Source organism: Streptomyces sp. BJ20 (assembly GCF_022869105.1).
In the GTDB taxonomy this organism is placed as follows: Bacteria; Actinomycetota; Actinomycetes; order Streptomycetales; family Streptomycetaceae; genus Streptomyces; species Streptomyces griseoincarnatus.
Genome location: NZ_CP094918.1, coordinates 589,952 through 603,112 on the forward strand (window position 1 = coordinate 589,952; position 13,161 = coordinate 603,112).

The 13,161-nt window shown below is 73.0% G+C and carries 12 protein-coding genes; 4 read left to right on the plus strand and 8 right to left on the minus strand.

The genetic code is table 11. The annotated features are described in order from the left end of the window. The first annotated feature begins 29 nt into the window (after positions 1-29). Positions 30-1,010 carry an ABC transporter ATP-binding protein gene (locus MTR79_RS02805; protein ID WP_244789044.1) on the plus strand — a complete coding sequence of 327 codons (981 nt, stop codon included), beginning with the start codon at positions 30-32 and terminating at the stop codon, positions 1,008-1,010. Continuing rightward, positions 997-1,869: an ABC transporter permease subunit gene (locus tag MTR79_RS02810; RefSeq protein WP_189365489.1), complete on the plus strand. Its 873-nt coding sequence runs from the start codon at positions 997-999 to the stop codon at positions 1,867-1,869. Before MTR79_RS02805 ends, MTR79_RS02810 begins: the two co-directional genes overlap by 14 nt. A gap of 7 nt (positions 1,870-1,876) precedes the next feature. On the opposite strand, the gene MTR79_RS02815 is transcribed toward MTR79_RS02810, so the two are convergent. The 3 genes from MTR79_RS02815 to MTR79_RS02825 all read right to left on the minus strand — a co-directional run bounded on the left by MTR79_RS02815 (position 1,877) and on the right by MTR79_RS02825 (position 4,248). Continuing rightward, on the minus strand, positions 1,877-2,461 hold the full coding sequence (locus MTR79_RS02815; RefSeq protein WP_086699867.1) for an NAD(P)H-dependent oxidoreductase: 585 nt from the start codon (positions 2,459-2,461) through the stop codon (positions 1,877-1,879). A 105-nt stretch (positions 2,462-2,566) separates the two neighbouring features. Beyond that, the gene (locus tag MTR79_RS02820; protein WP_244789046.1) at positions 2,567-3,745 is read right to left on the minus strand and encodes an amidase family protein; all 1,179 of its coding nucleotides are present in this window, start codon (positions 3,743-3,745) and stop codon (positions 2,567-2,569) included. Then, positions 3,742-4,248, minus strand: coding sequence for a DUF6668 family protein (locus MTR79_RS02825; protein ID WP_244789048.1), 507 nt, complete (start codon positions 4,246-4,248; stop codon positions 3,742-3,744). The genes MTR79_RS02820 and MTR79_RS02825 overlap by 4 nt, the downstream gene beginning before the upstream one ends. A 159-nt stretch (positions 4,249-4,407) precedes the next feature. On the opposite strand from MTR79_RS02825, the gene MTR79_RS02830 reads away from it, so the two are divergent. Beyond that, a complete protein-coding gene (locus MTR79_RS02830; RefSeq protein WP_244789050.1) occupies positions 4,408-6,030 on the plus strand; it encodes a tetratricopeptide repeat protein in 1,623 nt (540 codons plus the stop codon). Between the two features lie 41 nt (positions 6,031-6,071). On the opposite strand, the gene MTR79_RS02835 is transcribed toward MTR79_RS02830, so the two are convergent. The 3 genes from MTR79_RS02835 to MTR79_RS02845 all read right to left on the minus strand — a co-directional run bounded on the left by MTR79_RS02835 (position 6,072) and on the right by MTR79_RS02845 (position 8,637). After that, positions 6,072-6,545 carry a VOC family protein gene (locus MTR79_RS02835; protein WP_048459671.1) on the minus strand — a complete coding sequence of 158 codons (474 nt, stop codon included), beginning with the start codon at positions 6,543-6,545 and terminating at the stop codon, positions 6,072-6,074. 46 nt (positions 6,546-6,591) lie between these two features. Further along, positions 6,592-7,620: an EamA family transporter RarD gene (gene rarD, locus MTR79_RS02840; protein ID WP_244789052.1), complete on the minus strand. Its 1,029-nt coding sequence runs from the start codon at positions 7,618-7,620 to the stop codon at positions 6,592-6,594. Between the two features lie 162 nt (positions 7,621-7,782). After that, the gene (locus MTR79_RS02845) at positions 7,783-8,637 is read right to left on the minus strand and encodes an SDR family oxidoreductase (protein ID WP_244789054.1); all 855 of its coding nucleotides are present in this window, start codon (positions 8,635-8,637) and stop codon (positions 7,783-7,785) included. Positions 8,638-8,847: 210 nt separating this feature from the next. Here MTR79_RS02845 and MTR79_RS02850 point away from each other — a divergent pair, with 210 nt between their 5' ends. Beyond that, a complete protein-coding gene (locus tag MTR79_RS02850) occupies positions 8,848-10,071 on the plus strand; it encodes an FG-GAP-like repeat-containing protein (RefSeq protein WP_244789056.1) in 1,224 nt (407 codons plus the stop codon). Positions 10,072-10,137: 66 nt separating this feature from the next. Here the strand turns inward: MTR79_RS02850 and MTR79_RS02855 are convergent, their stop codons facing one another. Then, positions 10,138-11,196 carry a 2-oxoacid:ferredoxin oxidoreductase subunit beta gene (locus MTR79_RS02855; protein ID WP_086700249.1) on the minus strand — a complete coding sequence of 353 codons (1,059 nt, stop codon included), beginning with the start codon at positions 11,194-11,196 and terminating at the stop codon, positions 10,138-10,140. Further along, positions 11,189-13,120 (minus strand): 2-oxoacid:acceptor oxidoreductase subunit alpha, encoded by a 1,932-nt coding sequence (locus tag MTR79_RS02860; protein WP_244789058.1) that lies wholly within the window; start codon positions 13,118-13,120, stop codon positions 11,189-11,191. The genes MTR79_RS02855 and MTR79_RS02860 overlap by 8 nt, the downstream gene beginning before the upstream one ends. Positions 13,121-13,161: the final 41 nt, after the last annotated feature.

Below are 13,161 nucleotides of genomic sequence, written 5' to 3' on the forward strand. Positions count from 1 at the left end.
GACCACGGCCCAGGGGAACGGGGGAGCCGATGGACGGGACGTCCGCCACGGAGCAGACACGCGACGGGCGGTCCGCGGGTGACGCCGTCGTCGTCACCCGCGGGCTGACCAAGCGTTACCGCGGCGGACAGCTCGCCGTGGACGACCTGCGCCTGACCGTCCCGGCGGGCAGCGTCTTCGGCTTCCTCGGCCCCAACGGCTCCGGCAAGACCACCACCATCCGCATGCTGATGGGCCTGATCGAGCCGACCTCCGGGACGGCGCACGTGCTGGGGCGCCCCATGCCCCGCTCCGCGCGCGCCGTCCTGCCGCACGTCGGCACCCTCATCGAGGGCCCCGCCCTCTACGGCTTCCTCTCCGGCCGTGACAACCTCCTGCGCCTCGACGCCGCCGATCCCACCGCCGATCCGCGCACCCGGAAGGCCCGGGTGGCCGCCGCCCTGGACCGGGTGGGCCTCACGGCCGCGTCCGGGAGGAAGGCGCGGGCGTACTCCCTCGGCATGAAGCAGCGCCTCGGTCTCGCCGCCGCCCTGCTGCGGCCCCGCCGGCTGCTGGTGCTGGACGAGCCGACCAACGGCCTCGACCCGCAGGGCATGCGGGAGATCCGCGCGCTCGTCCGTCAACTCGCCACCGACGGCACGACCGTCTTCCTCTCCTCCCACCTGCTCGACGAGATCGAGCAGGTCTGTACGCACGTCGCGGTGATGGCGCGCGGCCGGCTGATCACGCAGGGGCCGGTCGCCGAGCTCGCCGCGGGCGCCCGGGGCCGCCTGGTGGTCACCACGCCCGACCCGGCGGACGCTGCCCGGGTGCTGAAGGAGCAGGGGCTCGCCGACGTCGTCGCGGACGGCGAGCGGGTGGCCGCCGAGCCGCCCGCACGGGACCTCGCCGAGGTGAACGCCGCCCTGGTCACGGCAGGCGTGCGGGTGCGCGGCCTCGGGGTCGAACGGGCGTCGCTGGAGGACGCGTTCGTGGCGCTGACGGGGGAGGGGTTCGATGTCGCGGGCTGAGACGGTGAGCGCGGCGGTACGGCCCCGTCCCTTGTGGACGCTGGGCCTCTTCCGCGACGAACTGCGCACCACCTTCCGCCGCTGGCGCACGCTCGCCCTGCTGGGCGTGCTGGCCGCCGTGCCGGTGCTGGTCGGGATCGCCGTGCGCATCGAGACGGGCGACGGCTCGTCCGGGGGCGGCGGCGGGGGACCCGCGTTCGTCTCGCAGATCACCAACAACGGCCTGTTCCTGGTCTTCACCGCGCTCGCCGCGACCCTGCCGTTCTTCCTGCCCATGGCGGTCGGCGTGATCGCGGGCGACGCCGTGGCCGGCGAGGCAGGCGCGGGCACCCTGCGCTACCTGCTGGTCGCGCCCTCGGGCCGCACGCGCCTGCTGCTCACCAAGTACGCGACCGTCATGGTGTTCTGCCTGGCCGCCACCCTGACGGTGGCCGTCTCGGCGCTGGCCGTCGGCGCGCTGCTGTTCCCGCTCGGCGACCTCACCACCATCTCGGGCACCCGCATCACCTTCGGCGAGGGCCTGGTCCGTGCCCTGCTGATCGCCCTGGTCGTCGCCGCGTCACTGCTCGGGCTGGCCGCGCTCGGTCTGTTCGTGTCCACCCTCACCAACAGCGGCGTCGCGGCGATGGCCACCACGGTCGGGCTGCTCATCACCGTCCAGATCCTCGACCAGATCCCCCAGCTGCACGCCCTCCACCCCTACCTCTTCTCCCACTACTGGCTGTCCTTCGCCGACCTGATGCGCGAACCGGTCCACTGGGACGACCTGACCAGGAACCTCGGCCTCCAGGCCCTGTACGCCACCGTCTTCGGCTCGGCGGCCTGGGCCCGGTTCACGACGAAGGACGTCACGGCGTAGGAAGGCGTCAGTCCGCCTCGTACGGGAAGCGGGCGAGTGGGGCGTCCTGGGCGAAGAACGTCTTGGCCCGCGCCAGCGCCTGCGTGTCCATGAGTACGTCACCCGGCTTGCTGCCGTTGCCGAGCAGTACCCCGCCGAACCGCATCCCCAGGTAGGCGGCCGAGTTGTTCAGCGTGCCGACCAGGGGGTCGGCCACCTCGGGCTCCTCGTGTGCGAGCGCGGTGACGCCCCACAGGGTGCGGCCCTCCATCGTGGCCTTGAAGTCCAGGCCGGGGGTGCGCAGCCAGCCCGACCAGTGGTCCAGGTAGCGCTTGGTCTGCGCCGACACCGTGTACCAGTACAGCGGGGAGACGACCACCAGGTCCGTCGCCGCGAGCGTGGCGTCCAGCAGCAGGGCGGTGTCGCCCTCGGTCGGGCGGACGTGGTCGCCGTCGTGACGCAGGTCCTCGAACTCGGGCAGGGGGTGGGCGGTGAGGTCGATCCACCGCTGTTCCACGCCAGGGGGAAGTTGTTCGGCGGCGCGGCGGGCCAGCAGTTCGGAGTTGCCGTCCGGGCGGGCGCTGCCCAGGACGAAGAGGAAACGGCGGGGCATGGTGTCCTCCCAAATATCCGGCGTTCGCCAATAACAAGCTTCTGCATCATATGCATACGCAAGTAAGTCCTCGCAAGGGCCGCCCGGAGGCGGGCAACCCTGCCTTCAGCCGTCGAGTGGCTGGTTCTCTCCCCGCATCGGCGCCCTCAGCGGTTCGACCGCGCCCCGCCGCTCGGCCTCCTCCGCCAGGGCGAGCAGCAAGTCCTCCCGGTCGCGCGGGGCCACCAGGTGGAGTCCCGCCGGGCAGCCGTCGGCGCCGAGGCCGGCCGGAATGCTCAGCGCTGGGTGACCGCTGAGGTTGAACGCCCAGGTGAGCGCGGTGGAGTAGGTGTCGCCGGGGCCGTCGTGGCCGTGCGGCGCGGTCGGCGCCGTGGGGGTGAGCAGCAGGTCAGCGCGGTCGAAGAGGCCACGGAGACGGGCATCGTTGGCGGCTCGGACGCGGTGGGCGTCGGCCGGATCGGCGCCCGGGGTGCGCAAGGTGAGCCAGGCCGGGCCGGGATCGAGGAGGGACGGCCGGAAAGGGGGCCGCGCGAGGCGTACCACGCCTGCCGCGACGAGCCGGCCGACCGCCGCCCGCGCCAGGGCCACCGGCTCCGGGTCGGGGGAGGCGAAGCCCAGGTCGGGCGACCAGATCGCGGTGACGGGGAAGGGAGGCGGAGAGGCGTCCCGTTCGGAGACGACCCGCCACCAGAGATCCGCGTCCGCCGCCGTACGGGCGAGAATGCCGGGCGCGGCCAGCCCCGTACGGTCGCCCGACGGGAACCGGCCGCCCGTCGCCTTCAGCCCGAGCACCCCGCACCACGCCGCCGGGATCCGCACCGAACCCGCCCCGTCGGCGCCCGTCGCCAGCGGCACCAGCCCGGCCGCCACCGCCACCGCCGCCCCCGCCGAGGACCCGCCCGGCGTACGGTCCGCCCGCCACGGGTTGACCGTACGGCCGCGCGCCCCGAGCCCCCAGGTCTGCCAGGGCGTCCCCGGACCCGGCACCGACGTCGCGCCCACCACCACCGCACCGGCCGCGCGCAACGGCTCCGCCGCCCGCAGTCCGCGCCGTCCCTTGACCGCGACCGGCACCCCGGCCAGCGGCAGGCGCTCACCGGCGGCGACCCGCGCGTCCACCTCGGCAGCCCGCCGCGGCGCCTCCTCGTCCCACACATCGAGGAACGCGCACAGTTCCGGATCGGCGCGCTCCATCAGCGCCAGCGTCTCCGCGACCACGTCCACGGCCCGGCGCGCGCCCGCGCGGACGCCGTCCGCGATCTCCCGCGCGCCGTCCCCGGTCACCGCGGGGCGCCGGTGAGACGGGCCAGCGGCTCCGTCTCGCGCGGCGGCCGGCCGCCCAGGTCACCGAGGCGCCAGTCGTGCACCCACGGCACCCGGTACACGTCGATCAGCGGCTCGATCAGCCGCACCCGGTGCGCGAGGGGACGCGGGAGCCGGCCCGGCGCGTCCGCGACGAGGACGACGGCGTCCAGATCGAGCCCGTGCGGGGCCTCACCGCGCCGGAACAGTTCGACGGCCGGGAGCACCGCGTCCAGACCGGACGCGTGGGTACGGGCGACCAGCAGCACCGAACGCGGGGCGTCGGGAGCGGGCCAGGACCGTCCGCAGTCATGGCCGCCGTACACCGTGGCGAGCGTGGAGACGCCCGCGCCGCCGTGCAGGCCGACCCAGGAGAAGCGCCGGGCCGCCGCACGGGCCGGCGCCGGCCCCGGAGGGTCCGCCTCCGGGGCCGTCACCGGGCCCCGCAGCCAGATCTCCGGTCCCTGTCCCGTGCCTGTTCGCATGACCCTCTCCTGCTCGGCGGCTCGATCGTCCATGCCCCGCGCCCGGTACGGAACCGTGGCCGACGGCCCTTGGGACGAGCCTGTGACAACGCGGTGACGTGCACAGCGCGCGCGAGCGGACACACTCGACGGTAGGTGTACGACCCGAATGAGGGAACGATGTCTCGACTCAGCCGCGAGAAGAAGCGGGAACAGCAGCAGGCCGCGGACGCGGCTAACCGTGCGGCGGTGCCGGTCGACGTCCGTGTCCCGTCCGACGGGTCGGACGAGCCGGTGGCCTATGTCGACGGCGCGCGGGTGATCGCGGGTCCCGGCGAGGAGATCCAGCAGGCCGTGCTGAACCGCCTGCACCGCATCGCCGTCGCCACCGGCCACGCCGTGCACGCGACGGTGCGCGACGAGCGCATCGGGTACGTCGTCCCGCTCCGGGTCGCCCCGGACGGCTCCAGCACGTTCGCCGCGCAGCCGGTGCAGCTGCGCGGGGTGCGGGACAGGGAACAGGCGTCCCCCGAGACGCCGGCACCCGGTATACCCCCGGCCCCTGAGACGCCTCGGGGCCCGGCGCCCCAGTCCCCGCCCGCGGGACCGCACACCGACCGCCCGACCCACCTGCTCCGTCCGGTCCCGGAGCCGGAGGCACCGGAGGATCTCCGCCCGGCAGCGACGTCCGAGGCGACGCGGGATGCCCGCCCGGCCCCGGCACCCGAGGCCCGTCAGCCCGAGGCCCGTCAGCCTGAGGCCCGTCGGCCCGAGGCCCGTCAGCCCGAGGCGCCCGCGACTCCCGGACCGTCCGCGCCGACTCCCGGAGCCCCGGCGGCTCCCGCTGCCGTCCCGGCTCCCGGCGCCGTCCCGGCTTCCGGCGCCCCCGGGTCCCGGGTCTCCGCACCTCTCACCCCGGTCCACGACGTCACCCCAACCTTCCCCCTGCACCCGAGTCCCGGCACCTGCACCGGCACCGGAGACGGCACCAGAACTGGCACCGGAAGTGGGACCGGGACGGAATCCGGGACCGGGACGGAATCCGGCTTCGGCTCCGGAACCGGATCCGAAGCCCCCTACGACTCCCCGCCCACCTTCCGCCTCCGCAGGGTGCCCCCGCCCGGCACCGTCGCGCCGCCCACGGGCGTGTTCGGCCCGCCCCCGGACATGGACGCGCGACCGCACCCCGCCCCGTCCGGCGCGGCGACCGCTCCCGCTCCCGTGCGCACCCCGACCTCGGACCTCGCGGCCGCGCTCGACTCCGACCCGGACGCCCGTCCCACCCCGCCGCGCGGGTTCGACGCCGTCGCCGAGGCCGTACTGGGCGACGAGCCTGCCGCCCCCGCCGGCAGCCCGCTCGCCGCCCCGGTGGAACGCATCAACGAGGCCGTGCGGGCGGGCCGGATCGACACGGCCGCCGCGCTCGCCGACGAGACGCTGGAGCAGGCCGCACAGGCCCTCGGGGCCGAGCACCCGGAGGTGCTGCGCCTCCGGGAGCTGACCGCGTACATCGCCTACCTGGCGGGCGAGCCGGTGCGTGCCTTCCGGCTCTCCCTCGACCTCGCCGTCGTCTGCCGCCGCGCGGGCGACTCGGAGGCCGCGTACGGCAACGTCCGCAGCGCCGCCACCGCGTGGCGCGGGGTGCGCGACCCCCTGCTCGGACTGGAGCTGGGACATGACCTGATCGCGCTGTGGACCGAGCTCGCCTCCGAGGGCGGTCCCGCCGCCGACGAGGAGGAGGAACTGGACTCCGCCCGCGCCCGCATGGGACGCCTCACCACCCGGGCCCGCGACCAGCGGTGATCCCCTCAGGGGTTCAGACCAGCGGTAATCCCCTCAGAGGTTCAGTGGAGGCAGAACTCGTTCCCCTCCGGGTCCGCCATCACCACCCAGCTCCCGGAGGGCTCCTCCACCCGCCGCAGCACCCGGGCGCCGAGCCCTTCCAGCCGGGCCGGTTCCTCGTCACGGCGGTCGACACCGGGGTGCAGGTCGAGGTGGAGCCGGTTCTTGACCGTCTTCTCCTCCGGCACCCGCTGGAAGAGCAGCCGCCGGCCGCGCCCGGTGCCGCTCTCCTCCTCATAGGGGTCGTCGGGGTGCCGTACGGCGGCCAGGTCGCGCCAGGCGCGGCGGCCGTGCGACATGACCGTGAGCGCCTCGGGGACGGCCCCCGCGGCGAGCAGCTTCTCGATGAGCGGGCTGTTGTCCTCGACCACGTAGTGCAGGGCGGCGGCCCAGAAGTCCGCCTGGGCGTGCGGGTCGGCCGCGTCGACGACGACCTTCCAGTGCACCGGCGTGGCCGGCGTCGGTGTCTGCGTCATGCGCCCGTTATAGGGGACGGCACCGACAGCGCCGTCCCGCCGCGCGCTACGGCTTGGTCTCGAGCGCCTTCGCCGCCCCGGCCTCGGCCTCGCTCAGCGGCGCGGCGGCCGGCACGGCCCCTCCGGCGCCGGGCGGGACGGTGGTGTCGTCCGCACCGGCGCGGTGGCCGGACAGCGCGCGGGCGGCACGGCGGGCGGTGCGCAGCGCGTCCCAGGTGAGCAGGGTGAGCGCCAGCCACACCAGGGCGAACCCGGCCCAGCGCTCCGGCGGCATGGCCTCCTTGAAGTAGAGGATGCCGAGCAGGAACTGGAAGACCGGCGCCAGGTACTGCAGCAGCCCCAGCGTGGAGAGCGGCACGCGGATCGCCGCGGCGCCGAAGCAGACCAGGGGGAGCGCGGTGACGACGCCGGTCGCGGCGAGCAGCAGCGCGTGCCCCGCGCCCTCGGCGCCGAAGGTCGACTCGCCCTGGCTCCCCAGCCACACCAGGTAGCCGAGGGCGGGCAGGAACTGGATCGCGGTCTCGGCGGCCAGCGACTCGACGCCGCCGAGGTTGACCTTCTTCTTCACCAGTCCGTAGGTGGCGAACGAGAAGGCGAGGACCAGCGAGATCCACGGCGGGCGGCCGTAGCCGACGGTGAGGACGACGACCGCCAGGGCGCCGATGCCGACGGCGGCCCACTGGACGGGCCGCAGGCGTTCCTTCAGCAGCAGGACGCCCATGGCGATGGTCACCAGCGGGTTGATGAAGTAGCCGAGGGACGCCTCGACGACGTGCCCGGAGTTCACCGACCAGATGTAGACGCCCCAGTTGACGGTGATGACCGCGGCGGCCACCGTGATCAGGGCGAGCCTGCGCGGCTGCCGCACCAGCTCGCCGATCCACGCCCAGCGGCGGATCACGGCCAGCGCGGCCGCGACGAAGACCAGTGACCACACCATCCGGTGGGCCAGGATCTCCACGGCGCCCGCCGGCTTGAGCAGGGGCCAGAACAGGGGGACGAGCCCCCACATCCCGTACGCCGCGAAGCCGTTCAGCAGTCCTATGCGCCGCTCTGCGGCCGGCTTCCCGGTCACGGGCCCCTCCAACGTGTTCCGACGCGTCCCGAAGTCATCCGCGGGACCGCCGACGCGCGCGGAACCCACCCGGACGACGGTAACGCCGCGCACCCCCATGTGTCATGTCCGTACCGTCATACGGTCATGACGGTACGGACCTGGGGGCGATCGGGCCGGGTGTCAGTCCTTGAGCGCCGCGGCGACGGCCTCGGAGAGCGGGGTCGTCGGGCGGCCGGCCAGCCGGGACAGGTCACCGCTGTCGACCACCAGCTCGCCCTTCGCGATCGCCGCGTCCACGCCCGCGAGGACCGCCGCCATCGGCTCGGGCACGCCCGCGCCGGCCAGGATGCCGGTGAGGGCCTCGGGCGTGACCGGGTGGTAGGCGATCTCCCGGCCGGTCTGCCGGCTCAGCTCGGCCGCGTACTCGGCGAAGCTCCACGCCTCGTCGCCGCCCAGCTCGTACGTCGCGTTCTCGTGGCCGTCGCCGGTCAGCACGGCGACGGCGGCGGCCGCGTAGTCGGCCCGGGAGGCGGAGGAGACCCGGCCCTCGCCCGCGGCGGCGACCACCGCGTCGTGCTCCAGCACCGGGGCCAGGTTCTCGGTGTAGTTCTCGTGGTACCAGCCGTTGCGCAGCAGCACGTAGGGCACGCCCGAGTCGAGCAGTGCCTGCTCGGTGCCGCGGTGGTCGTCGGCGAGCGCGGCGGTCAGCGAGCCGGGGGCGCTGGTGTAGGCGAGCAGGGCGACGCCGGCCGCCTTGGCGGCGTCGATGACGACGGAGTGCTGCCGCACCCTGCCCTTGTCGAACTCGTTGCCCGAGACCAGCAGGATCCTGTCCCCGGCCGCGAACAGGCCGTCGAAGGTCTCCGGCGCGTTGTAGTCGGCGACCGCGACCCGCACCCCGCGCTCCGCGAGGCCGGCCACCTTCTCCGGGCTGCGCACGACCGCGGTGACCTGCTCGGCCGGGACCTTCTCCAACAGCTGCTCCACCACATGACGGCCGAGCTTCCCGCTGGCTCCGGTGACGACGATGCTCATGATGCGATCACTCCTCGGGGATGCGTGAAGCACTAACTGTACGACGGGCGCTAACTTTTGGAAAGTGTAGACCGATGGGTCCACGGGAGCTGGGGGTGCTCTACGATCACGCTCGCGCGAGTAACCGCCGAACGGCCCGGCAGTCCGCCGGGGAGCCGTCGCATCGGGGGGTGCGGAGAGCGGGCGCGCTTCACCGGGAGGGACCTACTTATGCGGAAACGATTCAACCGGGGCGTCGCGGCGCTCGTCGGCCTCACGCTGGCCGGCACCGGCCTGACCGTCGCGACCGCCGCCCCGGCGGCGGCGAGCTCCTACGACTGCCCGTCCGGCTACTTCTGCGGGTGGTCGGGAGAGAGCACCAAGGGCTCGATGTGGAAGACGAACAAGAACGTCGCGGACCTGGGCAGCTGGGACAACAAGATCCGCTCGTACGTCAACCGCACCAGTCTGATCGCCTGCTTGTACGACGACAAGAACTACGTGCCGTGGGGCACCTACGAGGCACTCGAACCGAACGATCCCGGCGAGTCCACCACCTCCCCCACCGCGACGATCAGCTCCATCAAGTTCGTCCGCACCGAGCGTGAGTGCAGTCAGCCCGCCTACCCGAGCTGGTACTCCGAGCCGTCCCCGACGGCCGCCGGCTTCGGCGACATGAACGGTGACCGCCGGGCCGACGTGATCACCCGTGACCTGGCCGGACGTCTCTGGTTCACCCCGGGCGACGACACCGGGCGGCTCATCGGCGCGGGCGGCTGGAACGCCATGAACACCCTGACCCGCCACGGCGACTTCAGCGGTGACCGGCGGGAGGACCTCATCGCCCGGGAGAAGGCCACCGGCAAGCTGTGGCTCTACCCCGGCACCGGCACCGGCTCCCTCGGCTCGCGCAAGCTTCTCGGCGCGAGCGGGTGGAACTCGATGAACCACATCACCGCCTACGGCGACCTGACCGGCGACGGACGCTCCGACCTGATCGCCGTCCAGAAGTCCACTGGTGCCCTGTGGCTCTACCCGGGCGCCACCGGCGGGAAGCTGGGAGCCCGCAAGCTGATCGGCTCCGGCGGCTGGAACGGCATGAACGCCCTGGCCGGCATGGGCGACGTGACCGGCGACGGTCGCCCCGACCTGTACGCCCGCGAGAAGGCCACGGGCAAGCTGTGGCTGTACCCGGGCACCTCCACCGCCCGGCTCGGCGCGCGGGGGCTCGTCGGCAGCGGCGGCTGGAACACGATGGAGCACCTGATCTCGGTCGGTGACTTCAGCGGCGACGGCCGTCCCGACCTCGCCACCGTCACCAACCGTACGTACGTGATCGACGGCTTCGAGGGCAACCCGGGCTGGCTGATCACCTACCGCGGCCGGGCCGGCGGAACCGTGTACGGACCTCAGCGGACCCACGGCGAGTGGTGGGGCCTCAGCGACTTCTGCTGAGCGCACCCTGCTGACGCGAGCGGCCCCGGCATCCACTGTGGATGCCGGGGCCGCTCGCGTCGGTGCTCAGCCGGCGACGGTCCAGGTGTCGTTGCCGGTGAGGAGGGCGGCGAGGTCGCCCTTGCCGTGCTGGTCGACGGCGGTGTCGAGCTGGTCGGCCATGAGGGTGTCGTAGACGGGCCGGTCGACGGAGCGGAACACGCCGATGGGAGTGTGGTGCAGGGTGTCGGGGTCGGCGAGCCGGGACAGCGCGAACGCGGTCGTCGGGGAGGCGTTGTGGGCGTCGTGGACGAGGATGTCCGCCTCGTTGCCGGGGGTGACGGCGACGGCCTTCAGGTCACCGGTGGCCGGGTCGCGGACGACGCCCTTGCCGTTGTCGGCGCCGAAGCGGATCGGCTGCCCGTGTTCCAGGCGGATGACGGCTTCCTCGGCCTGCTGCCGGTCCTTGAGGACCTCGAAGGCGCCGTCGTTGAAGATGTTGCAGTTCTGGTAGATCTCCACCAGGGCGGTGCCGGGGTGGTCGGCGGCCTGGCGCAGGACCTCGGTGAGGTGTTTGCGGTCGGAGTCGACGGTGCGGGCGACGAAGGACGCCTCCGCGCCGATCGCGAGCGAGACCGGGTTGAAGGGCGCGTCCAGCGATCCCATGGGGGTCGACTTGGTGATCTTGCCGACCTCGGAGGTGGGGCTGTACTGGCCCTTGGTGAGTCCGTAGATGCGGTTGTTGAACAGCAGGATCTTGAGGTTGACGTTGCGGCGCAGGGCGTGGATGAGGTGGTTGCCGCCGATGGACAGCGCGTCGCCGTCGCCGGTGACGACCCACACGGACAGGTCCCGGCGGGAGGTGGCGAGGCCGGTGGCGATGGCGGGGGCGCGGCCGTGGATGGAGTGCATCCCGTAGGTGTTCATGTAGTACGGGAAGCGGGAGGAGCAGCCGATGCCGGAGACGAAGACGATGTTCTCGCGGGCCAGGCCCAGCTCCGGCATGAAGCCCTGCACGGCGGCCAGCACGGCGTAGTCACCGCAGCCCGGGCACCAGCGCACCTCCTGATCGGACTTGAAGTCCTTCATCGTCTGCTTGCCCTCGGCCTTGGGCACGAGCTGGAGCAGCGTGTCGGCGTCAGTCATCGATGGCCTCCTTCAGCGCCGCGGCGAGCTGCTCCGCCTTGAACGGCATGCCGTTGACCTGGTTGTACGAGCGGGCGTCGACCAGGTACTTCGCCCTGATGAGCGTGGCGAGCTGCCCGAGGTTCATCTCGGGGATCACCACCTTGTCGTATCTGCGCAGGATCTCGCCGAGGTTGGGCGGGAAGGGGTTGAGGTGACGCAGATGGGCCTGCGCCACGGCTTCCCCGGCGCGGCGCAGGCGCCGGACCGCCGCCGTGATCGGCCCGTAGGTGGACCCCCAGCCCAGGACGAGGAGGCGGGCGGTGCCGTCCGGGTCGTCGGCCTGGAGGTCGGGCACGTCGATGCCGTCGATCTTGGCCTGGCGGGTGCGGACCATGAAGTCGTGGTTGGCGGGGTCGTAGGAGATGTTGCCGGTGCCGTCCTGCTTCTCGATCCCGCCGATGCGGTGCTCCAGACCCGGCGTGCCCGGGATCGCCCACGGACGGGCCAGCGTGTGCGGGTCCCGCTTGTAGGGCCAGAACACCTCGGTCCCGTCGTCCAGGGTGTGGTTGGGGCCCTGCGCGAACCGCACCGTCAGGTCCGGCAGCTCGTCGATCTCGGGCACACGCCACGGCTCGCTGCCGTTGGCCAGATACCCGTCGGACAGCAGGAACACCGGGGTGCGGTAGGCCAGCGCGATGCGGGCCGCCTCCAGGGCGGCGTCGAAGCAGTCCGCCGGCGTCCTCGGCGCCACCACCGGCACCGGCGCCTCACCGTTGCGGCCGTACATCGCCTGCAGCAGATCCGCCTGCTCCGTCTTCGTCGGCAGCCCCGTCGACGGCCCGCCCCGCTGGATGTCCACCACCAGCAGCGGCAGCTCCAGCGACACCGCCAGCCCGATCGTCTCGGACTTCAGCGCCACCCCCGGCCCGGACGTCGTCGTCACCGCCAGGGACCCGCCGAACGCCGCGCCCAGCGCCGCACCGATCCCCGCGATCTCGTCCTCCGCCTGGAACGTGCGCACACCGAAGTTCTTGTGCTTGCTCAACTCGTGCAGGATGTCGGAGGCCGGGGTGATCGGGTACGAGCCCAGGAACAGCGGCAGATCCGCCTGACGGGAGGCGGCGACCAGACCGTAGGACAGCGCCAGGTTGCCGGAGATGTTGCGGTAGACACCCGGCGGGAACGCCGTCGCCGCCGGCGCCACCTCGTAGGAGACCGCGAAGTCCTCCGTGGTCTCCCCGAAGTTCCAGCCCGCCCGGAACGCCGCGATGTTCGCCGCCGCGATGTCCGGCTTCTTCGCGAACTTCGACCGCAGGAACGTCTCCGTCCCCTCCGTGGGCCGGTGATACATCCACGACAGCAGACCCAGCGCGAACATGTTCTTGCTCCGCTCGGCCTCCTTGCGCGTGAGGTCGAACTCCTTGAGCGCCTCCACCGTCAGCGTCGTCAGCGGCACCGGATGCACATGGAAGCCGTCCAGCGAACCGTCCTCCAGCGGACTGGCGGCGTAGCCGACCTTCTGCATCGCCCGCTTGGTGAACTCGTCGGTGTTGACGATGATCTCCGCACCCCGCGGCAGATCACCCACGTTCGCCTTCAACGCCGCCGGATTCATCGCCACCAGCACGTTCGGCGCGTCACCGGGGGTGAGGATGTCGTGGTCGGCGAAGTGCAGCTGGAACGACGACACCCCCGGCAGCGTCCCGGCCGGGGCACGGATCTCGGCCGGGAAGTTCGGCAGCGTGGAGAGGTCGTTGCCGAAGGACGCGGTCTCCGAGGTGAACCGGTCACCGGTGAGCTGCATCCCGTCACCCGAGTCCCCCGCGAACCTGATGATCACTCGGTCGAGCCGGCGGACGTCCTTCGTTCCCGCCGCTGTGCGCTGCTCCCCTACGACTGTTCCGTCGGCCTGCTCCGCTGGGCTGCTGACCTGGCTGGTCACTGAACTGGACCTCCTCGAGGCGGCTGTCCGGGACGGCCTTC